At 55.7% G+C, this 22,473-nt stretch carries 22 protein-coding genes, 1 other RNA gene and 1 pseudogene; 18 read left to right on the plus strand and 6 right to left on the minus strand.

Features of this window, described 5'->3' with window-relative positions:
* The first annotated feature begins 31 nt into the window (after positions 1-31).
* The 7 genes from lon (at position 32) to F0320_RS04620 (ending at position 6,697) form a co-directional block, all read left to right on the plus strand.
* Entirely contained in the window at positions 32-2,386 is a 2,355-nt protein-coding gene (gene lon, locus F0320_RS04590) for an endopeptidase La (RefSeq protein WP_047650432.1), read from the plus strand.
* 210 nt (positions 2,387-2,596) lie between these two features.
* Entirely contained in the window at positions 2,597-2,869 is a 273-nt protein-coding gene (hupB, locus tag F0320_RS04595) for a nucleoid-associated protein HU-beta (RefSeq protein WP_002444653.1), read from the plus strand.
* A gap of 212 nt (positions 2,870-3,081) precedes the next feature.
* Complete coding sequence (ppiD, locus tag F0320_RS04600) at positions 3,082-4,953, plus strand: peptidylprolyl isomerase (RefSeq protein WP_126329104.1); 1,872 nt, start codon at positions 3,082-3,084, stop codon at positions 4,951-4,953.
* Positions 4,954-5,100: 147 nt separating this feature from the next.
* Positions 5,101-5,481, plus strand: coding sequence for a helix-hairpin-helix domain-containing protein (locus tag F0320_RS04605; protein WP_126329103.1), 381 nt, complete (start codon positions 5,101-5,103; stop codon positions 5,479-5,481).
* 99 nt (positions 5,482-5,580) lie between these two features.
* Entirely contained in the window at positions 5,581-5,979 is a 399-nt protein-coding gene (locus tag F0320_RS04610) for a YbgC/FadM family acyl-CoA thioesterase (protein WP_126329102.1), read from the plus strand.
* 123 nt (positions 5,980-6,102) lie between these two features.
* Positions 6,103-6,381, plus strand: a complete 279-nt coding sequence (locus F0320_RS04615; RefSeq protein WP_126329101.1) for a type II toxin-antitoxin system RelE/ParE family toxin — start codon at positions 6,103-6,105, stop codon at positions 6,379-6,381.
* Entirely contained in the window at positions 6,368-6,697 is a 330-nt protein-coding gene (locus F0320_RS04620; protein ID WP_126329100.1) for an addiction module antidote protein, read from the plus strand. Before F0320_RS04615 ends, F0320_RS04620 begins: the two co-directional genes overlap by 14 nt.
* A gap of 2 nt (positions 6,698-6,699) precedes the next feature.
* Here the strand turns inward: F0320_RS04620 and queC are convergent, their stop codons facing one another.
* Both queC and F0320_RS04630 read right to left on the minus strand, forming a co-directional pair.
* Complete coding sequence (queC, locus tag F0320_RS04625) at positions 6,700-7,395, minus strand: 7-cyano-7-deazaguanine synthase QueC (RefSeq protein WP_023310577.1); 696 nt, start codon at positions 7,393-7,395, stop codon at positions 6,700-6,702.
* 69 nt (positions 7,396-7,464) lie between these two features.
* A complete protein-coding gene (locus F0320_RS04630) occupies positions 7,465-9,162 on the minus strand; it encodes an SgrR family transcriptional regulator (protein ID WP_149323817.1) in 1,698 nt (565 codons plus the stop codon).
* Positions 9,163-9,263: 101 nt separating this feature from the next.
* Between F0320_RS04630 and cof the strand changes: the two genes are divergently transcribed.
* Complete coding sequence (gene cof / locus F0320_RS04635; RefSeq protein WP_047650438.1) at positions 9,264-10,082, plus strand: HMP-PP phosphatase; 819 nt, start codon at positions 9,264-9,266, stop codon at positions 10,080-10,082.
* A 40-nt stretch (positions 10,083-10,122) separates the two neighbouring features.
* Here the strand turns inward: cof and F0320_RS04640 are convergent, their stop codons facing one another.
* Positions 10,123-11,172: a PLP-dependent cysteine synthase family protein gene (locus tag F0320_RS04640; protein WP_221765985.1), complete on the minus strand. Its 1,050-nt coding sequence runs from the start codon at positions 11,170-11,172 to the stop codon at positions 10,123-10,125.
* 112 nt (positions 11,173-11,284) lie between these two features.
* On the opposite strand from F0320_RS04640, the gene F0320_RS04645 reads away from it, so the two are divergent.
* The 5 genes from F0320_RS04645 to amtB all read left to right on the plus strand — a co-directional run bounded on the left by F0320_RS04645 (position 11,285) and on the right by amtB (position 17,204).
* Positions 11,285-11,743, plus strand: coding sequence for an Lrp/AsnC family transcriptional regulator (locus F0320_RS04645; RefSeq protein WP_126329099.1), 459 nt, complete (start codon positions 11,285-11,287; stop codon positions 11,741-11,743).
* A gap of 30 nt (positions 11,744-11,773) precedes the next feature.
* On the plus strand, positions 11,774-13,546 hold the full coding sequence (locus F0320_RS04650) for a SmdA family multidrug ABC transporter permease/ATP-binding protein (protein ID WP_149323816.1): 1,773 nt from the start codon (positions 11,774-11,776) through the stop codon (positions 13,544-13,546).
* A gap of 10 nt (positions 13,547-13,556) precedes the next feature.
* On the plus strand, positions 13,557-15,320 hold the full coding sequence (locus F0320_RS04655) for a SmdB family multidrug efflux ABC transporter permease/ATP-binding protein (RefSeq protein WP_126329164.1): 1,764 nt from the start codon (positions 13,557-13,559) through the stop codon (positions 15,318-15,320).
* Between the two features lie 220 nt (positions 15,321-15,540).
* Positions 15,541-15,879 carry a P-II family nitrogen regulator gene (glnK, locus tag F0320_RS04660; RefSeq protein ID WP_008503304.1) on the plus strand — a complete coding sequence of 113 codons (339 nt, stop codon included), beginning with the start codon at positions 15,541-15,543 and terminating at the stop codon, positions 15,877-15,879.
* Between the two features lie 35 nt (positions 15,880-15,914).
* A complete protein-coding gene (gene amtB, locus F0320_RS04665; protein WP_023310584.1) occupies positions 15,915-17,204 on the plus strand; it encodes an ammonium transporter AmtB in 1,290 nt (429 codons plus the stop codon).
* 95 nt (positions 17,205-17,299) lie between these two features.
* Here amtB and tesB read toward each other — a convergent pair whose 3' ends face one another.
* On the minus strand, positions 17,300-18,160 hold the full coding sequence (gene tesB, locus F0320_RS04670; RefSeq protein WP_023310585.1) for an acyl-CoA thioesterase II: 861 nt from the start codon (positions 18,158-18,160) through the stop codon (positions 17,300-17,302).
* A 200-nt stretch (positions 18,161-18,360) separates the two neighbouring features.
* On the opposite strand from tesB, the gene F0320_RS04675 reads away from it, so the two are divergent.
* The gene (locus F0320_RS04675) at positions 18,361-18,888 is read left to right on the plus strand and encodes a YbaY family lipoprotein (protein ID WP_149323815.1); all 528 of its coding nucleotides are present in this window, start codon (positions 18,361-18,363) and stop codon (positions 18,886-18,888) included.
* A gap of 33 nt (positions 18,889-18,921) precedes the next feature.
* Here the strand turns inward: F0320_RS04675 and F0320_RS04680 are convergent.
* Positions 18,922-19,319, minus strand: a pseudogene (locus F0320_RS04680) (MGMT family protein).
* 84 nt (positions 19,320-19,403) lie between these two features.
* On the opposite strand from F0320_RS04680, the gene ffs reads away from it, so the two are divergent.
* The 3 genes from ffs (at position 19,404) to F0320_RS04695 (ending at position 20,224) form a co-directional block, all read left to right on the plus strand.
* An RNA gene (gene ffs / locus F0320_RS04685) (signal recognition particle sRNA small type) lies at positions 19,404-19,500 on the plus strand.
* Between the two features lie 260 nt (positions 19,501-19,760).
* Complete coding sequence (locus F0320_RS04690) at positions 19,761-20,012, plus strand: hypothetical protein (protein ID WP_126329096.1); 252 nt, start codon at positions 19,761-19,763, stop codon at positions 20,010-20,012.
* Positions 20,009-20,224: a hypothetical protein gene (locus F0320_RS04695; RefSeq protein WP_023310588.1), complete on the plus strand. Its 216-nt coding sequence runs from the start codon at positions 20,009-20,011 to the stop codon at positions 20,222-20,224. Before F0320_RS04690 ends, F0320_RS04695 begins: the two co-directional genes overlap by 4 nt.
* 81 nt (positions 20,225-20,305) lie before the next feature.
* Here the strand turns inward: F0320_RS04695 and F0320_RS04700 are convergent, their stop codons facing one another.
* Complete coding sequence (locus F0320_RS04700; protein ID WP_126329095.1) at positions 20,306-21,727, minus strand: PLP-dependent aminotransferase family protein; 1,422 nt, start codon at positions 21,725-21,727, stop codon at positions 20,306-20,308.
* An 86-nt stretch (positions 21,728-21,813) separates the two neighbouring features.
* On the opposite strand from F0320_RS04700, the gene F0320_RS04705 reads away from it, so the two are divergent.
* Positions 21,814-22,425: a YczE/YyaS/YitT family protein gene (locus F0320_RS04705; protein ID WP_023310590.1), complete on the plus strand. Its 612-nt coding sequence runs from the start codon at positions 21,814-21,816 to the stop codon at positions 22,423-22,425.
* Positions 22,426-22,473: the final 48 nt, after the last annotated feature.

The following is a 22,473-nucleotide window of genomic DNA, read 5'->3' on the forward strand; positions in this document are numbered from 1 at the left end:
ACCTGGCGGACACTAACTAAGAGAGAGCTCTATGAATCCTGAGCGTTCTGAACGCATTGAAATCCCCGTATTGCCGTTGCGCGATGTGGTGGTTTATCCGCACATGGTCATACCCTTATTTGTAGGGCGGGAAAAATCTATCCGTTGCCTCGAAGCCGCCATGGATCATGATAAAAAAATCATGCTGGTGGCGCAGAAAGAAGCATCAACGGATGAGCCGGGTGTAAACGATCTTTTCACCGTCGGGACCGTGGCCTCTATTTTGCAGATGCTGAAGCTGCCTGACGGCACCGTGAAGGTGCTGGTAGAAGGCCTGCAGCGTGCGCGTATTACCACTCTGTCAGACGACGGCGAACACTTCTCTGCAAAGGCAGAGTACCTTGATTCGCCTGAGCTTGATGAGCGCGAGCAGGAAGTGCTGGTGCGCACCGCGATTAGCCAGTTTGAAGGCTATATCAAGCTGAACAAGAAAATTCCACCAGAAGTGCTGACGTCGCTGAACAGCATCGACGATCCTGCGCGTCTGGCGGACACCATCGCTGCACATATGCCGCTGAAGCTGGCTGACAAACAGTCCGTGCTGGAAATGTCCGACGTTAACGAACGTCTGGAATACCTGATGGCGATGATGGAGTCTGAAATCGATCTGCTGCAGGTTGAGAAGCGCATTCGCAACCGCGTCAAAAAGCAGATGGAGAAATCTCAGCGTGAGTACTATCTGAATGAGCAAATGAAGGCCATTCAGAAAGAACTGGGCGAGATGGACGACGCGCCGGACGAAAACGAAGCGCTGAAGCGTAAGATCGACGCGGCGAAGATGCCGAAAGAGGCGAAAGAGAAGGCCGAAGCAGAACTGCAGAAGCTGAAAATGATGTCTCCAATGTCGGCTGAAGCGACCGTTGTACGCGGCTACATTGAGTGGATGGTGCAGGTTCCGTGGAACGCCCGCAGCAAGGTCAAAAAAGACCTGCGTCAGGCGCAGGAAATCCTGGATACCGATCACTACGGCCTGGAACGCGTGAAAGACCGCATTCTTGAGTACCTCGCGGTACAAAGCCGTGTAAACAAAATCAAGGGCCCAATTCTGTGCCTGGTAGGACCGCCGGGGGTAGGTAAAACCTCTCTGGGCCAGTCCATCGCCAAAGCGACCGGACGTAAATATATCCGTATGGCGCTGGGTGGCGTACGCGATGAAGCGGAAATCCGCGGTCACCGCCGTACCTACATCGGTTCTATGCCGGGTAAACTGATCCAGAAGATGGCGAAAGTGGGGGTTAAAAACCCGCTGTTCCTGCTCGATGAAATCGACAAGATGTCGTCGGACATGCGTGGCGACCCTGCGTCTGCGCTGCTGGAAGTGCTTGATCCAGAACAAAACGTGGCGTTCAGCGATCACTACCTGGAAGTGGACTACGACCTGAGCGACGTGATGTTCGTGGCGACCTCCAACTCCATGAACATTCCGGCCCCGCTGCTGGACCGTATGGAAGTGATCCGTCTCTCCGGCTATACCGAAGATGAGAAGCTGAACATCGCTAAGCAGCACCTGCTGCCGAAACAGATTGAGCGTAACGCGCTGAAAGCCAACGAACTGACCGTCGAGGACAGCGCGATTATCGGCATCATCCGCTATTACACCCGTGAAGCGGGCGTGCGTAGCCTCGAGCGTGAAATCTCGAAACTGTGCCGTAAAGCGGTGAAACAGCTGCTGCTGGATAAGAGCCTGAAACACATTGTGATTAACGGCGACAATCTGCATGCCTATCTCGGCGTCCAGCGCTTCGACTACGGTCGTGCGGACAACGAAAACCGCGTTGGTCAGGTGACCGGCCTAGCATGGACGGAAGTGGGCGGCGATCTGCTGACCATCGAAACCGCCTGTGTGCCGGGCAAAGGCAAGCTGACCTACACCGGCTCGCTGGGTGAAGTGATGCAGGAATCCATCCAGGCGGCGCTGACCGTGGTGCGCGCGCGTGCGGAGAAACTGGGTATCAACTCTGATTTCTACGAAAAACGCGACATCCACGTGCACGTTCCGGAAGGGGCGACGCCGAAAGATGGTCCAAGCGCGGGTATTGCCATGTGTACCGCTCTGGTTTCCTGCCTGACAGGTAACCCGGTGCGTGCCGATGTGGCAATGACCGGTGAAATTACGCTGCGTGGTCAGGTTCTGCCGATTGGGGGTTTAAAAGAAAAACTGCTGGCGGCACACCGTGGTGGGATCAAAACCGTATTGATCCCTTACGAAAACAAACGCGATCTGGAAGAGATTCCGGACAACGTGATTGCCGACCTGCAGATCCATCCTGTGAAGCGAATTGAGGAAGTTCTCAGTCTCGCACTGCAGAATGAACCCTCCGGAATGCAGGTTGTAACCGCAAAATAGTGACCTCGCGCAAAGAGCGTCAATAAAAACAAGGCTGGTAAGTCATTTCGCACTTGCCAGCCTTTTTTTGTATAGCTAATTTAGATTGCTGATTAGGTCCGTCATCAACAACGGGTGTTGTAAGGTCATGGCAGGCCTGATATAACTGCTGCGCGGTCGCGTTGTGAAGGATTCAGGCGCGATATAAATTATAAAGAGAGGAAGAGAACAGTGAATAAATCTCAACTGATTGACAAAATTGCTGCGGGTGCTGATATTTCTAAAGCTGCAGCTGGACGTGCGTTAGATGCCTTAATTGCTTCTGTTACTGAATCTCTGCAGGCTGGGGACGACGTTGCACTGGTAGGTTTCGGTACTTTTGCTGTTAAAGAGCGTGCTGCCCGTACTGGCCGCAACCCTCAGACCGGTAAAGAGATCACCATTGCTGCTGCTAAAGTGCCGGGTTTCCGTGCAGGTAAAGCGCTGAAAGACGCAGTAAACTGATTGCTTTCCCGTTTCAGGGAAGCCGGAAAGTACAAGGGCGCATCATTTGATGTGCCTTTTTTGTTTGTCCAGACCTGATTTGTGCGAGTTTATGCGAGTTGTGGGCTGACAATCGCCCCGTTTTCTTGTCACAATACGCCTTCACGCGCGACGGGCAGGATTTTCCGTCAGCGTCAGGTAACCAGTCACCTACAGCGGAGTGTTGTTACACCATGATGGACAGCTTACGCACGGCTGCTAACAGTCTCGTGCTCAAGATTATTTTCGGTATCATTATCGTGTCGTTCATATTGACCGGCGTGAGCAGTTACCTTATTGGCGGTGGCGCAAACTACGCCGCAAAAGTGAATGGCCAGGAAATCAGCCGTGGTCAGTTCGAGAATGCTTTTGCCGGTGAACGTAACCGTATGCAGCAACAGCTGGGCGACCAATTCTCTGAACTGGCGGCGAACGAAGGGTACATGAAGACCCTGCGCCAACAGACACTGAACCGTCTTATCGACGAAGCGCTGCTCGATCAGTATGCCAAAAAACTGGGCCTTGGCATCAGCGATGAGCAGGTGAAAAAAGCCATCTTCTCCACGCAAGCCTTCCAGTCTAACGGTAAATTCGACAACGCGCGTTACAACAGCATCGTCAATCAGATGGGGATGACGGCCGATCAGTACGCTCAGGCGCTGCGTAACCAGCTGACCACCCAGCAGCTCATCAATGCCGTCGTGGGCACCGATTTCATGCTCAAAGGTGAAACGGACGAACTGGCCGCGCTGGTGGCACAGCAGCGTGTTGTTCGCGAAGCGACCATTGATGTGAACGCCCTGGCGGCGAAACAGCAGGTAAGCGATGCTGACGTTAACGCTTACTACGAGCAGAACAAGAATTCCTTTGTTTCTCCAGAGCAGTTCCGCGTGAGCTACATCAAGCTGGATGCCGCCGCGCTGCAGGAAACCGCGTCTGATGCTGAAATCCAGTCTTACTACGATCAGCATCAGGATCAGTTCACTCAGCCGCAGCGTAACCGCTACAGCGTAATTCAGACGAAAACCGAGGCTGATGCTAAAGCGGCGCTGGATGAGCTGAACAAAGGCGCTGATTTCGCGACCCTTGCGAAAGCGAAATCCACCGACATTATCTCTGCGAAAAACGGCGGTGATATGGGCTGGCTGGAAGATGCGACCACGCCTGACGAGCTGAAAAATGCCGGTCTGAAAGAGAAAGGCCAGCTTTCTGGCGTCATTAAGTCTTCCGTTGGTTTCCTGGTCGTGCGCCTGGACGACATCACCGCGGCGAAAACCAAGCCGCTGGCTGACGTTCGCGATAATATCGCGGCGAAAGTGAAACAGGAAAAAGCGCTGGATGCCTACTACGCGCTGCAGCAGAAGGTGAGCGATGCCGCCAGCAACGACAACGAATCTCTGGCAGGTGCAGAGCAGGCGGCCGGCGTGAAGGCGGTTGAGACGGGCTGGTTTGGTCGCGACAACCTGCCGGAAGAGTTGAACTTCAAACCGGTTTCCGATGCCATCTTCAACGGTGGTCTGGTGGGCGAGAACGGCACGCCGGGCAGTAACTCTGACATCATTACCGTCGACGGCGATCGTGCTTTTGTGCTGCGCGTCAGCGAGCATAAGCCAGAAGCGGTCAAACCGCTGGCGGAAGTGAAGGATCAGGTTGTCGCTCAGGTTAAGCACAACAAAGCGGAACAGCAGGCGAAACTGGATGCTGAGAAGATTCTGTCCGATCTGAAAGCGGGTAAAGAAGACGAGCTGAAAGCGGCTGGCCTGAGCTTCGGTGAAGCGAAAACGCTGAGCCGTACCGGCCAGGACCCAATCAGCCAAGCCGCGTTTGGTCTGACGCTGCCTGCGAAGGACAAGCCAAGCTTCGGCACTACCACCGATGCTCAGGGTAACGTCGTTCTGCTGGCGCTGGATGAAGTAAAAGCCGGCACCCTGCCAGAAGCGCAGAAGAAAGCGATGGTTCAGGGAATTACCCAGAACAATGCCCAGATTGCCTTCGAAGCCATGATGAGTAACCTGCGTAAAGAAGCCAAAATCAAGCTGGGTGATGTCATGACTCAGCAGCAGTAATTACGTGTCTGCTCGCAGATTTTCGTAACGCTCTGCAAAAACTAAAGGCCGCTTTCGCGGCCTTTTCCATTTCTGCAATCTGCTGTTTGTGCCGGTTTTAACTGGCGGCTATCGTGACCTGGCTGTCAACAAACAAGGAGATACAGCATGAAATGTGGAATCAAAGCACTATTAATTACGCTGGCTATTGCCACCACCGGGATGAGTGCGGGTGCGATGGCGTCGGCCCCCGCCGCCAAAACACAAGCTACGCAGAGCAAGTCCGACGCGGCAGCGCCGGCGCAAGCGCAAACCAAAGCGACAGACGCCGGTAAAAATGCGGATGATGACGGTACGCGGGTCAGTATCAATTCGGCCTCAGCGGAAGATCTCGCCCGCGCGATGAATGGCGTGGGCCTGAAAAAAGCGCAGGCCATCGTTAGTTACCGCGAAGAGTATGGTCCTTTCAAAACGGTCGACGATCTCAAGCAGGTGCCGGGCATGGGTAGCGCGCTGGTTGAGCGCAACCTCTCACACCTGACGTTGTAATTACGCAATTTCTTGCACTGCGGCAAAATTTTGCCAGGATAAAGAGGTCATACCAGTTATGACCTCTCTTCCTACAATAACAGTAAAGGCTATTGCGCTATGCAGACAAAAATCAAAGTACGCGGTTTTCATCTCGACGTTTATCAGCATGTGAACAATGCTCGCTATCTTGAGTTTCTTGAAGAAGCGCGCTGGGACGGGCTGGAAAATAGCGAAAGCTTTCAGTGGCTGACCGAGCACAACATCGCGTTTGTGGTCGTCAATATCAACATCAACTACCGCCGTCCGGCCGTGCTGGGTGATGTGCTCACGGTCACCAGCCAGGTGCAACAGATCAATGGCAAAAGTGGGGTCTTAAGCCAGGTGGTGACGCTCGATCCAGAAGGGCAGATGGTGGCTGATGCGCTGATCACCTTTGTCTGTATCGATCTGAAAACGCAGAAAGCGCTGCCGCTGGAAGGGGAATTGCGGGAAAAGCTGGAGTTGATGATCGCATAGAAAGTTTGTCTTTTATAAAAGATAAAAGGATTTTTCAGGGATAGAATAATGGACAGGGACTACGTTATTGAACGCTACCGGACCCGTGACGGGAAAGTACCGTTTGAGGAGTAGGTTGCCAGAATGAATCGAAAGGATCCGGACATGGTTTTCCGGATCCTTATGCGGATTAACCGTGCGATAAAACGTAATTTTGGCGATTACAGGTATCTCAGGGAAGGTGTTTGGGAGATGCGAGTCGACAGTGGCCTCGGCTACAGGATCTATTTTTCAGTAGAGAATCGGCAGGTTTTATTGTTACTGATCGGTGGTGACAAAAAGAGCCAAAAAGCAGATATCAAACTGGCAATAGATTACTGGAAAGATCATCAAACAAAAGGATATTCCAATGAGTGCCGCTGAACGAAAATATTCGAGCTCCGTTAGCCACCATGATGCTGTTGTGAAAATGCTGCGAGAGAATCCTTCCTACGCTCAGCGTTATCTGCAAACAGCCCTGGAAGAGATCTATGAAGACCAGGGGATCCCCGCCTATCTCATTGCACTCCGTCAGGTCATTGAAGCGCGAGGCGGTATTGGAGAAATTTCTGCCAAAGCAGGTCTGTCCCGTCAGCAGCTATACCGAACCCTATCAGACAACGGCAACCCAACGCTGACAACGTTGATGAAAGTCACCCGTGCTGCCGGTGTGAAACTGTTCGACAGCACGGTCAAGTAGCCCTATTTAAGTCCGGTTTTTTTCTGCATCGCGGCCATCACGCCGGATTTATCGGCAAGATAGTGGTTTAGCCCGTTAGCGCGCAGATTACAGGCCGCACACTGGCCGCAACCGTCGCCTTTGATACCGTTATAGCAGGTGAGCGTTTCGCTGCGAACCAGGTCCAGCTTGCCCCAGTAGTCCGCCAGCGCCCAGGTTTCGGCTTTATCCAGCCACATGAGCGGAGTTTCAAAGCGCGTCTCTTTCGCCATCCCCAGATTGACGGCGTGGTTTAACGCTTTTACGAACTCATCACGACAGTCCGGGTAGCCGGAGAAGTCGGTCTCGCACACGCCCGTGATCACCGCTTCGGCTTTTACCTGGTAGGCGTAGATCGCCGTCAGGGTCAGGAAGAGGATATTACGGCCCGGCACGAAGGTATTTGGAATGCCGCTGGCATCGGGTTCGTAGTCTGGTACAGGAATACTGTCGCGGGTGAGGCTGCTCACGGCCAGTTCATTTAACAGCGTAACGTCCAGCACCTTGTGCGCGCGTGCGCCCAGTTTCAGGGCTAATTCACGAGCAACGTCGATTTCAGCGCGATGACGCTGACCATAATCGAAAGTGACACAGTGAACTTCATCGTACTGATGAAGGGCCTGGACCAGGCAGGTAGTTGAGTCTTGTCCTCCGCTGAACACGACGACGGCACGTTTCATAAATCATCTCGACTGTTACGGTAAAAACGTTATGTTACCGTCTGACCACGACGGCGACCAGCATCTTCACTATTTGGGCGCGGGCAGCCAGGCTTCGGTAAAGTCAAACCAGCCGCGGGTATTGAGGCGTATACCATTCACGCCAGGCGGAGCACTGATTTGGTATTGATAATTAAAGAGTGGCGTCAGCACCGCACTCTCCATTAGCCGGTTAAAGATGGCTTGCAGTCCCGCGTGTCTATCCCGAGCCTGGGCCTGAGTCTGTACCGCATCCAGCGTCGCTTGCAGATGAGCGTAAGCCGGAGCGCTAAGAACGTGCGGCCAGAGGGCATCGCAGCGCAGCCACTGTTCAAGCGTATATTCCGGCGCTTCGCCAATCAGCCTGTCACCCATCATGATGTCTGCATCGGCAAGCTCCAGGCACCCGTCCCACGTCTTGGCGTCGTGAAAGATGACGGTCAGTTCGCACCCCTGTAGCGCCAGGTATGCCTTCAACTGGCTGGCCATGGTGTGAAGCTCAACAGGGAGATGGTAAACCAGCGTCAACGCTTCAGGGAGGGTGACGTCCGATAAATCAGGCCATTCGGGGATGGTCCACCCGGGAAGCAGTTCCTGGGTGGGCGTGATAAGCCCTTCGTTTAGCGGAAGTGTGTGGAGAAGCCTGGAGAGATGAATGATATTGATAAGCCGTTTTGCCTGGATCTCACTCAGGCGCGCGCTCTGTTTTAGCGTGAGGTAACAGAACCCCAGGCTGGTGCTGCTGCTTACCAGCCGCAGACTTTCCAGCTCGTCAGCCTCGCCGATCGCGATTTGCACCGGGTGGCGACAGCTGGTACCCAGCCTGTAATCAAAAAGCTGGGGGGTGATCCAGTATTCGATGGCTTTGAGCAGCGGATGGCTCAGGTGATACTCCTCATGGCTTTCCAGACGAACCAGGTCGGACTCAAAGGCAGCCAGCCGAAACGGGCCACTGCCAACCGCAGGATGGTCGGGATGCGCCAGACGGCTACAGTAGGTTGCCAGCCTGTGCGGCAGCCAGTAGTCAGGTTGGTGCAGCGTAAACGTCAGACACTGTGGATGCGTTGTTTCAATACATAAGACGCTCTGAAACAGAGTGCGCAGGGCGGGAAGCGTCAATAGCGCTGTTAGACTTCGCTGGAGTTGCGCCGTTTCTATTTTATCGCCGTTATGCCAGTGCAGGGTGGAGCGAATGTAGAAATGCCAGCGCAGGCCGTCATCAGAGACATCCCAGTGATGCGCCAGATCGCCCGTGGGTTCACTGCTGTTACCGTTAAAACGCGTCAGGCCTGAGAAGACCTGTCCCGCCAGATGCTGCTCTGCCCGGCCCGGTAAAAACCCCGGCTGAAGCGGCTCCAGGGAGCGATAGTAGGGGATGCGCAGCGTCGGCGTGTCGTTTTGCCACTGCCCGCCCAAAAAAGGATGCAGCAATGACCGCAGCGCTTCAGGGGCAAGCTGTGCCAGTTCCAGCGCGTTATGCTGCTGCCCGCTTTTCAGCGCCTCTTCCATCATCGCATTGCGCAGCGACTCCGGGGCGACATGGAACGTTAGCTCACCGCGCTTACCGCGGCCAGACTGCGCGCGCCAGCTGAGCCAGCCCGCCTCCTGGGCCTGGCGCAGCAGGGTTCGGACATGCCGCTCGCTACAAAAACAGCGGGCGGCTAGCTCGCTGATGGTGACCTGTTGCGTTGCACCCTGAGAAGGCTGCCAGAGGCGGTGATACTGGTTGAGTCGATTGAGCTGGCGCATAAGAAACCCGGAACAATAATTTTCATCTATTCACTATTACTTCCGTATATCTCACACGATACTGTTGCACAAGTTAACCGCATCACATTTCGGGAGTAATCATGGCTCGGCTCGCTGCATTTGATATGGACGGTACGCTGTTAATGCCGGATCACCGTTTAGGGGAAAAAACCCTGAACACGCTGAAGCGCCTGCGCGAGCGTGATGTCACCCTGACGTTTGCCACTGGCCGCCATGTGCTGGAGATGCGCCATTTGCTGGGCGCGTTTTCCCTCGACGCTTTTCTGATCACCGGCAACGGGACGCGAATTCACTCCGTAGAAGGGGATGTGCTGTACCGGCAGGATCTCAACCCGGAAGTCGCGGATATCGTGCTGCACAGCACCTGGGACACGCAGGCCAGTATCCACGTTTTTAACGATCGGGGCTGGTTTACCGGACGTGAAATTCCTGAACTGCTGCACGCGCATGTATACAGCGGTTTCAAATATCAGCTTATCGATCTTCGACGGATCCCCGCCCATGCGGTAACCAAGATCTGCTTCTGCGGCGATCATGACGATCTGTGCCGCTTAAGGATTCAGCTGAATGAGGCGCTGGGCGACCGGGCGCATCTGACCTTCTCGGCGGTGGATTGTCTGGAAGTGCTGCCGGTGGGCTGTAACAAAGGCTCTGCTCTGGCGGTGCTGAGCGACCACCTGGGCTTAACGCTGCAGGAGTGTATGGCGTTTGGTGACGCCATGAACGACCGCGAAATGCTGGGTAGCGTAGGTCGCGGTCTGATCATGGGGAATGCGATGGCGCAGCTGAAAGCAGAACTTCCCCATCTGCCGGTTATTGGCCACTGCCGCAATGAAGCAGTGTCCCATTTTTTGACGCATTGGCTGGACAACAACAATCTCCCGTATTCCCCCGAATAGTGAGACCCTTCCAGCAAGCCAGACTTCGGTCTGGCTTTTTTTATTTCACCAGGTCTGCAATCTGCGCTTTCCACGGGGCGATATCGCCGATGTTGGCCTGCACCCACTCCGCGTTGTAGTAGGTATCGAGATAACGCTCGCCGCTGTCGCACAGCAGCGTGACGATGGAACCGGTGCGCCCCTCTTCGCGCATACGGGCGGCAAGCTGCAGTGCGCCCCACATATTTGTGCCCGTTGATGCACCCACTTTGCGGCCCAGCTGCGTTTCCAGCCAGTGCGCCGTTGCCACGCTTGCGGCATCCGGCACGCGCATCATCTCATCCACGACGTCGGGGATAAAAGAGGGCTCCACGCGCGGACGTCCAATCCCTTCAATTTTACTGCCCACCGGGCTGCGCAGAGCGGCATCGCGATTTTGCCAGTACTCGAGGAACACGGAGTTCTGCGGGTCAACCACCATCAGCTGGGTATCGTAGCCCTGACAGCGAATGTAGCGTCCAATCGTGGCTGACGTGCCGCCGGTACCGGCGCTCATGACGATATAGGACGGAACCGGATGCGGTTCGTGGGTCATCTGGCGGAAAATGCTGTCGGCAATGTTGTTATTGCCGCGCCAGTCCGTTGCGCGCTCGGCGAAGGTGAACTGGTCCATATAGTGGCCGTTCAGCTCGCGGGCCAGCATTTCGGAGGCGGCGTAGATTTCGCAGGCGCTTTCCACAAAGTGGCAGCGTCCGCCGTAAAATTCGATCTGTTCGATTTTGCGTTTTGCGGTGCAGGACGGCATCACCGCGATAAACGGCAGGCCCAGCAGGCGGGCGAAATAGGCTTCGGACACCGCCGTTGAACCGGATGAAGATTCAATAATAGTGGTGCCTTCTTTAATCCAGCCGTTACATAAACCGTATAAAAACAGCGAGCGCGCCAGGCGATGCTTCAGGCTACCGGTGGGATGGGTGCTTTCATCTTTCAGATAGAGCTGAATGCCGTCAAATCCCGGCAGGGAAAGGCGAATCAGGTGCGTATCCGCCGAGCGCTGATAGTCGGCATTGATTTCGCTGATCGCATGTTTAACCCAGGTGCTATTCATCATCGTTATCCGTTTGTCATTTTGTGCCTAGGATAGCGAAAAGCACAGAAAAAATTGTTGCTATCTGGCCTTTAAAATAGAATGAAGAGAGAAAAATTTTCTCTGTGAGGTGGGTATGCTAGATAAAATTGACCGCAAGCTCCTTTCATTGCTGCAAAATGACTGTACCCTCTCTTTGCAGGCGCTGGCAGATGCCGTTAATCTGACCACCACTCCATGCTGGAAGCGCCTTAAGAAGCTGGAAGATGACGGCATTCTTGTGGGGCGCGTCGCGTTGTTAGATCCCGAAAAACTGGGGCTTGGGTTGACGGCATTTGTGCTGATAAAAACCCAGCATCACAGCAGCGAGTGGTATTGCCGCTTCGTTACTCAGGTGTCTGAGATGCCCGAGGTGCTCGGTTTCTGGCGTATGGCCGGAGAGTATGATTACCTGATGCGCGTCCAGGTGGCCGACATGAAGCGCTATGATGATTTCTACAAGCGGCTGGTGAACAGCGTACCGGGTTTGTCGGACGTCACCTCAAGCTTCGCCATGGAACAGATTAAATACACCACAGCATTACCCATTGAATAACTTCGTAAAATACCTTCAGGAACAAACCGCGTGCGATTATTTGCCCAATTAAGCTGGTACTTTCGTCGGGAGTGGCAACGCTACCTCGGTGCAGTCACCCTGCTTATTATTATTGCCATCCTGCAGCTGATCCCGCCGAAAGTGGTGGGGTACGTCGTGGATGGCGTCACCGAACAGCATTACACCACCGCACGGGTGTTGATGTGGGTCGGCACGCTGGTGCTGACGGCCGTCATTGTTTATCTGCTGCGCTACGTCTGGCGCGTGCTGCTGTTTGGTGCGTCCTATCAGCTGGCCGTTGAGCTGCGTGAAGATTTTTACCGCCAGCTGAGCCGACAGCATCCCGAATTTTATCTGCGTCATCGCACCGGGGATCTCATCGCCCGCGCGACAAACGACGTCGATCGCGTGGTCTTTGCCGCCGGGGAAGGGGTGCTGACGCTGGTGGACTCGCTGGTGATGGGATGTGCGGTGCTGATCGTGATGTCCACGCAGATCAGCTGGCAGCTGACCCTGCTCGCCCTGCTGCCGATGCCGATCATGGCGCTGGCGATCAATCGCTATGGGGAACAGCTGCACGAGCGCTTCAAGCTGGCGCAGGCGGCGTTTTCGTCTCTGAACGATCGCACCCAGGAGAGCATGACCAGCATCCGCATGATCAAAGCGTTTGGCCTGGAAGACCGGCAGTCTGCGCTGTTTGCCGCCGATGCGGCAGACACCGGGGCGAAAAACATGCGCGTCGCGCGCATTGATGCGCGATTTGATCCGACGATTTATATCGCAATCGGCATGGCAAATATGCTGGCCATTGGTGGCGGAAGCTGGATGGTGGTGCACGGCACGCTTACCCTGGGGCAATTGACCAGCTTTGCGATGTATCTGGGGCTGATGATCTGGCCGATGCTGGCGCTGGCCTGGATGTTTAATATCGTGGAGCGCGGCAGCGCCGCCTACAGCCGCATTCGCGCCATGCTGGCCGAAGCGCCGGTGGTCATCGACGGTAGCGAGGCCGTACCGGAAGGACGCGGCGTCATGACCGTCGACGTCCGCAAGTTTGTCTATCCGCATACGGAGCATCCGGTGCTGGAGAACGTCAGCTTTACCCTGCAGCCAGGGCAAATGCTGGGCATCTGCGGCCCGACGGGATCCGGCAAAAGTACCGTGCTCTCTTTGCTTCAGCGGCACTTTGACGTCACCGAGGGCGATATCCGCTTCCACGATATTCCGCTCACCAGGCTGCTGCTGGACGAGTGGCGTGGCCGCCTGGCGGTCGTCAGCCAGACGCCGTTTTTATTTTCGGACACCGTGGCGAACAACATCGCCCTGGGACGCCCCGGGGCGACGCAGGACGAGATTGAACATGTGGCGCGTCTGGCCAGCGTACATGATGATATTTTGCGTCTGCCGCAGGGGTACGAAACGGAAGTCGGGGAACGTGGCGTCATGCTGTCCGGGGGACAAAAACAGCGCATCTCCATTGCCCGCGCGCTGCTGCTGAATGCTGAAATTCTGATCCTGGATGATGCACTTTCCGCCGTGGACGGCCGTACCGAGCATCAGATCCTGCATAACCTGCGCCAGTGGGGAGACGGACGCACGGTGATTATCAGCGCCCACCGTTTGTCGGCGCTCACTGAAGCCAGCGAAATTGTGGTCTTACAGCACGGGCACATTGCCCAGCGCGGGCAGCATGAAATGCTTGCCGAGCAGCCGGGCTGGTATCGCGATATGTACCGCTATCAACAGCTTGAGGCGGCGCTGGACGGTGCGCCGGAGCAGGATGAGGAGGCCGCCAGTGCGTAAGCTTGGAACGATGTGGCCGACGCTCAAACGTCTGCTGGCCTACGGCTCGCCGTGGCGTAAACCGCTCTCCGTGGCCGTGCTTTTACTCTGGATTGCGGCGATTGCTGAAGTGAGCGGTCCGCTGCTCATCAGCTATTTTATCGACAACATGGTCGCCAAAAGCTACCTTCCGCTGGGGCTGGTGGCGGGCTTAGGCGTGGCCTACGTTGGCCTGCAGCTGGCGGCGGCTGGGCTGCACTATGCTCAGTCTCTGCTGTTTAACCGCGCAGCCGTGGGCGTCGTTCAGCAGCTGCGTACGGATGTGATGGACGCGGCGCTTCGCCAGCCGCTCAGCGAGTTTGATATCCAGCCGGTCGGGCAGGTGATTTCGCGCGTGACCAACGATACCGAGGTGATCCGCGATCTGTACGTTACCGTGGTTGCGACGGTGTTACGCAGCGCGGCGCTGATTGGCGCGATGCTGGTGGCGATGTTCAGCCTCGACTGGCGCATGGCGCTGGTGGCGATCACCATCTTCCCGGCGGTGCTGATTGTCATGGTCATTTACCAGCGCTACAGCACGCCAATCGTGCGTCGGGTCCGCGCTTATCTGGCCGACATCAACGATGGCTTCAACGAAGTGATCAACGGCATGAGCGTCATCCAGCAGTTCCGCCAGCAGGCGCGCTTTGGCGAACGCATGGGTGAAGCCAGCCGTTCGCACTACATGGCGCGTATGCAGACGCTGCGGCTTGATGGTTTCCTGCTGCGTCCGCTGCTGAGCCTTTTCTCGGCGCTGGTGCTTTGCGGGCTGCTGATGCTCTTTGGGCTGAGCTCAAACGGTACGATTGAAGTGGGCGTGCTGTACGCCTTTATCAGCTATCTCGGGCGTCTTAACGAGCCGTTGATCGAGCTTACCACCCAGCAATCGATGCTGCAGCAGGCGGTGGTCGCCGGTGAGCGCGTCTTTGAGCTGATGGACAGGCCGCGCCAGGCCTACGGCAATGACGAGCGGCCTCTGCAAAGCGGGACTATCGCCTTTGATAACGTCTCGTTTGCCTATCGCGAAGACCGGCTTGTGCTGCAGGACATCACGCTTGACGTTCCGTCGCGCGGTTTCGTGGCCCTGGTGGGGCATACCGGCAGCGGTAAGAGCACGCTTGCCAGCCTGTTGATGGGCTATTACCCGGTCACGCACGGCGAAATCCGCCTCGACGGGCGCCCGCTCGCGTCTCTCAGCCACACCGTGTTGCGTAAAGGCGTCGCGATGGTGCAGCAGGATCCGGTCGTGCTTGCCGATACCTTCTACGCCAACGTGACCCTGGGGCGAGACTACTCGCAGGAGCAGGTCTGGGACGTGCTGGAAAAAGTGCAGCTGGCAGAGCTGGCGCGCGGGTTTAGCGATGGGATCAATACCAAACTGGGCGAGCAGGGGAACAATCTCTCCGTCGGGCAAAAGCAGCTCCTGGCGCTGGCGCGGGTGCTGATTGAAACGCCGCAGATTCTGATTCTGGATGAAGCCACGGCCAGTATTGACTCCGGTACCGAGCAGGCCATCCAGCAGGCGCTGGCCGCGGTACGCGACCATACGACGCTGGTAGTGATTGCCCACCGTCTTTCCACCATCGTTGATGCCGATACCATTCTGGTGCTACACCGCGGACAGGCCGTTGAACGCGGTACGCACCGTGAACTGCTGGAAGCAAAAGGTCGCTACTGGCAGATGTACCAGCTGCAGCTGGCGGGCGAAGAGCTGGCGGCCAGCGTGCGTGATGAAGAGTCGCTTAGCGCCTGATGCACCAAAATGAGGCGACGCGCTAACAGTCATTCCTGTTGGTGCAAAACTGAAACGCACCCTGCACCGGCATGGTGCGTTTTTTTTCGCTTGTTTGTTTATTACGGCTGCGTAATGCTCTGTGCGCCGCCGTTCCCCCTCGTTTTCATTTCTGGCACACCCCTTGCAATACCTTCTGCGTAAGCTGCGGCCATTACCGAATTCTGACTGGAGGGGATCTATGAAGCTGGTTACGGTTGTAATCAAACCATTCAAACTCGAAGACGTGCGTGAAGCGTTGTCTTCAATGGGTATTCAGGGACTGACTGTCACCGAAGTGAAAGGCTTTGGTCGTCAGAAGGGTCATGCCGAGCTTTATCGCGGGGCGGAATACAGCGTTAACTTTCTGCCAAAAGTAAAAATTGATGTCGCGATTGCTGACGATCAGCTTGATGAAGTCATTGATGTCATTAGCAAAGCGGCCTATACCGGCAAAATTGGCGACGGCAAAATTTTCGTTGCCGAACTGCAGCGCGTCATTCGCATCCGTACCGGCGAATCTGACGAAGCGGCTCTGTAAGTAACTCCTGGCACACAGTGATAGGGATCGAGAAAATGAAGATAGCAACACTCAAAACGGGTCTGGGTTCGCTGGCGCTGCTGCCGGGCCTGGCGCTGGCTGCTACCCCAGCGGTGGTCGACAAAGCCGATAACGCCTTTATGATGATCAGCACCGCGCTGGTGCTGTTCATGTCAATTCCGGGCATTGCGCTGTTCTACGGCGGCCTGATCCGTGGCAAAAACGTTCTCTCCATGCTGACGCAGGTTGCCGTGACGTTCGCACTGGTCTGCGTGCTGTGGGTGGTTTACGGTTACTCGCTGGCGTTCGGTACGGGCAACGCGTTCTTTGGTAACTTCGACTGGGTGATGCTGAAAAATATTGAGCTGACCGCGCTGATGGGCAGTTTCTATCAGTACATCCACGTTGCGTTCCAGGGCTCCTTCGCCTGTATTACCGTCGGGCTGATTGTGGGCGCGCTCGCCGAGCGTATCCGTTTCTCTGCCGTGCTGATCTTCGTGGTGGTCTGGATGACGCTCTCCTATGTGCCGATTGCGCACATGGTCTGGGGTGGCGGTCTGCTGGCAACGCACGGCGCGCTGGACTTCGCGGGCGGTACCGTTGTTCACATCAACGCCGCGGTAGCGGGCCTGGTGGGCGCCTACCTGATTGGCAAACGCGTGGGCTTCGGTAAAGAAGCGTTCAAACCGCACAACCTGCCGATGGTATTTACCGGTACGGCTATCCTCTACTTTGGCTGGTTTGGCTTCAACGCCGGCTCGGCAAGTGCAGCAAACGAAATCGCCGCGCTGGCCTTCGTGAACACCGTTGTGGCAACTGCGGGTGCAATCCTCTCCTGGGTGTTTGGCGAGTGGGCGGTACGCGGTAAACCGTCACTGCTGGGTGCCTGTTCGGGTGCCATTGCCGGCCTGGTTGGCATTACGCCAGCGTGTGGTTATGTCGGCGTGGGTGGCGCGCTGCTGGTCGGTCTGGTTTCCGGTCTGGCGGGTCTGTGGGGCGTGACCGCATTGAAACGTGTGCTGCGCGTTGACGACCCATGCGATGTGTTTGGCGTGCACGGCGTGTGCGGCATCGTGGGTTGTATCATGACCGGTATCTTTGCCGCGAAATCGCTCGGTGGCGTGGGCTACGCAGAAGGCGTGACCATGGTTCATCAGGTGCTGGTGCAGCTGGAAAGTATCGCTATCACCGTTGTCTGGTCTGCCGTAGTCGCTTTCATTGGCTATAAGCTGGCGGATATGACGGTGGGTCTGCGCGTACCGGAAGAGCAGGAGCGCGAAGGTCTGGACGTCAACAGCCACGGCGAGAATGCGTATAACGCATAATAAACAGCAAAACGGCAACTTCGGTTGCCGTTTTTAATGTTTGTTCCCTCTCCTCGCGGGAGATAGTCAGGGTGAGGGCATCAGGCCGTACACAATCACCCGCGATTACGCATCACCCCTTCCTGCACCGTAGACGCGACCAGCACGCCGTCCTGAGTATAAAACTCCCCACGCACAAACCCGCGCGCGCTTGACGCTGACGTACTCTCCACGCTGTAAAGCAGCCACTCATTCATGTTGAACGGACGGTGGAACCACATTGAGTGATCGATTGTCGCGACCTGCATACCTTTTTCCAGGAAACCTACCCCGTGCGGCTGCAGCGCCACCGGCAGGAAGTTGAAATCTGACGCATAGCCGAGCAGATACTGATGCACGCGGAAATCTTCCGGCACGGTCCCGTTGGCACGGATCCAGACCTGGCGTTTCGGCTCGGCGGTATGGCCTTTCATCGGATTGTGGAATTCAACCGGGCGGATCTCCAGCGGCTTATCACAGAGAAACTTCTCTTTGACCTGTGGCGGAAGCAGATGCGCCAGCGCGCGGGCAATGTCCGTCTCTGATTTTAAAGAGTCGGGTGATGGAGCCGGGGGCATCACTTTTTGATGCTCGTAGCCTGGTTCCGGCGCCTGGAAAGAGGCGGTCATGTAAAAGATCGGCTTGCCGCTCTGAATGGCCGCGACGCGGCGTGCGCTAAAGCTGTTGCCGTCTCGCAGAACTTCAACGTCATACACAATCGGTTTTGCGCTATCGCCAGGGCGTAAGAAGTAGCTGTGGAAAGAATGCACCAGACGGTCTGCCGGGACAGTCTCCTTTGCTGCGTACAGAGCCTGTCCGACGACTTGCCCCCCGAAAACCTGACGTAAGCCGAGATCCTCGCTCTGTCCGCGAAAGAGTCCTTCCTCAATTTTTTCCAGATTCAGTAATGTCAGCAGATTGTTCAGTGCCTGACTCATAGTTGTCCTCAATAAACGCCGTAGCGAAAGATAGGCAGAGTATAACGCAGAAATGAAAGTGGTCCGATGGGTAGAATAATCTGAATATCGTGACGTTTTCAGGCATAAATCGGTGATCTGTGCCACACTTGAATACGTTATGTGATTGAAACGACATCGGATGGGATCGATCCCGCTGGTGCATTGATAAGGAGACTTCAATGAAACTCGTGCCTATGCTAAGTGGTGTAGCGATTGCGGTGGCGTTGTCCGCCTGTGCCGGTAAGAGCGCCCAGGTGCCGGTACCAGCTGCAGACCCGAACGGGATTAATACCCTTTCGCAGCAATCCATTCAGCAGCCTAACGTTTCCGGTACCATCTGGATTAAACAGAGAGTTGCGTTGCCGCCAGATGCGGTATTAACCGTAACACTGTCGGATGCTTCTCTGGCTGACGCGCCGTCGAAAGTTGTGGCCCAGCGTGCCGTTCGTACTGAAGGCAAGCAGGCGCCGTTTAGCTTCGTGTTGCCGTATAACCCGTCGGACGTGCAGCCTAACGCCCGCATCCTGCTGAGTGCTGCGGTAACGATTAACGGTAAGCTGGTCTTTATCACCGATACGGTCCAGGAAGCGATCAACAACGGTGGTACCAAAATTGATCTGAACCTGGTGCCGGTGCAGCAGACCGAAGTACCGATCGCACCGCAGACCAATCAGCCGTCCCTGCCAACCCCACCGACTCAGATGTAATGTCTGCATTGCCCCTCTCCTCCAGGAGAGGGGTCAATACACCCAGCGAAACTTCTGCAAGTCGATCTGACCCGACCCCGACACCTGTACTCCCTCTGCAAGTAACGCCTGACGCTGACGCTGGAGATCCGGTCCGGTGAGCGAAATGGCACCATGACGATTCACCACCCGATGCCAGGGCAGCGTACTGCCTTCCGGCAGTCGTTTCAGGACGCCTCCAACCTGCCGTGCCGCGCGCGGGGAACCGGCCAGACGCGCGACATCACCATAGGTGGTGACATAGCCTTCCGGGATTGAGGCCACGATTTGCCATACACGCTGTGGAAAGGAGTCGTGTTCGTCCATACCTTTACCTGTGGGGAGTTTATGGAAAGCTATGGTAAACGAAGATCTTCATGATTGCTGCGCCTGTTTGCGCAAGAAACCAGCATCCGGTTGCTGGTCGCTTGCAATTGGGTCTTAGCACAGGGATAATGCGCCAGCGCGTTGGTTATCAACGCTCTCAATGGGGGCTCTGTTGGTTCTCCCGCAACGCTACTCTGTTCACCAGGTCAGGTCCGGAAGGAAGCAGCCAGGGCAGACGACGTGTGTGCCGGGATGTAGCTGGCAGGGCCCCCACCCATTTGTGGCCTCATAAGATTCTTCAGCTTCACCTCTCCCTTGCATCATTACTCCACAATAAAACTACGTCTATATCGTGTAATATATATTTCATTGGACTGAAATATTATTGTCATAAACCTGTAATAATAGACTGTCATTTTATAATCGGACGGTTATTTTCTTCCTTAACTCAAAAAAATATATATCTGGATAATATTGTTAACTTCGTGTATTAAATAAAGTACTTATTCCGAAGGGAAGTGACAAACATGGCTACAGCGGTATTAAACGTTAAGATTGATGACGCGCTAAAAGAAAGGCTTCGCCACTATGCGGAAAGCAATAACGAGAATTTAAGCGTGACGACAGAGAAACTGCTGCTGCTGGCATTCGAAGCAGTAGAAGAGGCGGGAGTATCGGAAGAGGATATTGATAATCAGCATACGGAAGAAGAGAGTGTTTCTCCTTTTACTCCTAAAGAAATCAAGGCTCTACGTAAACTTCTGAAGAAGAGAAAATGAAACAACAACTGTCAACCGCCAGTGACTACAACGAGGCCTGCGATCTGTTGCGTTCAGGCTACGTGAAGCATGTACGTCTTGGCTGGAATGTTGGAAGCGATGAGTTCTTTCGTATTGCGTCTGACTGGTGTGATACCGGTGCAAAAATAAAGAAAGACGGTGATAACTTCGTTATTTCACTAAAAGGCTTTCCTATTCCTCCTCAGCATTAATTCTCAACCAGTGAAAACTGCTGACTGCATATGTTACAGTCAGCAGTTTTTATTTTATGATCTGCTTCAAATATTTTAATATTAGATCACGCTGCGTTTTAACGATGGCACGTTTTTATTCAGGGCGAGCCATAACGGTTTGATCCTCAGCAATGCCTGCTCAAGCTCTGTCGATTCCAGCGAGAAGGGCATACGTAAATAGCGGTCAAACGCCCCCGATAAACCAAATCGCGTGCCGGTCCCCAGGTTGATCCCCAGAATTTCAGCCCGCGCAGCAAGCTGTGTCGCCAGCATGCCCGGAAGCTCTATCCAGTAAGAGAGCCCGCCTTCCGCCTCGTGGAATTTCCACTCCGGGAAATGTTCGCGCAGCAGGTCACCACAGCGATCGCGCCGTTCCGCCAGCATCTTCCGACGTGCGGGCAGAAACGTCTCGCTGTTATTAATGAGCCACTGCATTGCCAGCTGTTCGAGCAGCGGCGAGCCTAAATCCAGGGTATCCCGCGTCTGGGCAAGCGTGGCGATGATGCGCGATGAGGCACGGATCCAGCCGAGACGCAGCCCGCCCCAGAAGCTTTTACCGGCAGAGCCTAAGGTGATGACGGTGGCCTGCGGGTTAAAGGCAGCCAGCGGCGGCGGGGGAGGCGCATCAAACCAGAGATCCACCATCGTTTCATCCACCACCAGCGCCGTGCGGGTTTGGGCTGCAATATCCGTGATGGCCTGACGGGTGGCGATATCCATACAGCGCCCGGTCGGATTATGAAAATCAGGCATCAGGTACGCCAGGCGCGGCGCCGTCTGGGCAAGCGTTGCGGCAAAGCCATCCGTATCCCAGCCGGTTTCCGGCAGCGACACTCCTACGGGCCGACACTGCGCCCCCTGAATGGCGGCAATCGCCAGCGGATAGGTGGGATGATCGACCACGACGCGGTCCCCCGGTCCGGTCATCATTCGCAGTACCAGCGCAAAGCCGCTGACGGCGCCATTGACCACCATCACTTCGTCTGCGCGGGTGGGAAGACCCCGCGCGGTATAGCGCGCAGCGATGGCCTCCCGCAGCGTCGGTAGCCCTAGCTGATCGTAGCCCGTTAGCGAGAGATGCGGGGTAATGGCCGTGAGCGCATGGGTATAAGCCTGATGGATCTCCGGCCCGGCATTGAGGGCGGCAGTGGAGAGATCCAGTGCGGCGCTCGCCGCGGAAAGAGTAGGAACGGCGCGCGTGTCCGGGAGAATGACCCGTGACCCGCTGCCGTGGCGGCTTTCAAGATATCCTTCTTCACGCAGGTGGGCGAGCGCGCTGCTGACGGTGGTACGGCTCACTTCCAGCGCCGCGGCCAGCTCACGCTCGCCCGGCAGCCGCGTATTCAGTGCCAGCCGTCCATCAAGGATTAATAGACGCAGCGCGTCGGCCAGCTGCCGCCAGAGCGGGGTGCGGGATGAGGCTTGCTGCCAGTGGCCTAAAAGGCGTACCAGCGACTGGCTTCCGAAGCGGCGTGATGACATATGCAGTCCACTATTTGAAAACTGGACATTAATCATAGTGCCATTTTAGGTCAGGATGAAAGCCTGGTTCACTGGAGAAGATAAAAATGGTACGTCGTCTGCTACAACTTTATGTCGGTTTAGGACTGTATGGCCTTTCCACCGCGATGTTCATTCGTTCCGATTTGGGTGTCGATCCCTGGGATGTGTTTCACCTCGGGGTGGGGATGCAGCTGGGGATGACTATCGGGACAGTGATCATTGTGACCGGCGCTGCGGTGCTGCTGCTGTGGATCCCGCTGCGCCAGATGCCGGGCCTCGGCACGATCAGCAACGTGATTTGTATCGGTCTGGCGGCGGACGCCAGCATGGCGCTTATCCCGGAGCTGGATTCGTTACCCGTTCGAATTGCTTTCCTGGTATCGGGCATTGTGATGAACGCGATTGCGACCAGCATGTATATCGGGGCCGGTTTCGGACCAGGCCCGCGCGATGGCCTGATGACCGGGATTCACGCCCGGCTGGGATGGTCCATTCGCAGCGTGCGCACCTCAATTGAGGTGTCCGTCCTGCTGATTGGGTGCGTGCTTGGCGGCACGTTTGGGGTGGGAACCGTACTCTATGCTCTGACCATTGGCCCGCTTATCCAGCTCTGTCTGCCCTGGTTCCGCCAGAAGCCGCGCATTGCGGAAATCCCCCAGCCGGAGCGGGTTGTTTAATTTTGCGAAGCGCTCACATGTTTTAACGGCGTCGCTGTGCCAGAATAG

The sequence above is a fragment of the Enterobacter dykesii genome, assembly GCF_008364625.2.
Lineage (GTDB): Bacteria > Pseudomonadota > Gammaproteobacteria > Enterobacterales > Enterobacteriaceae > Enterobacter > Enterobacter dykesii.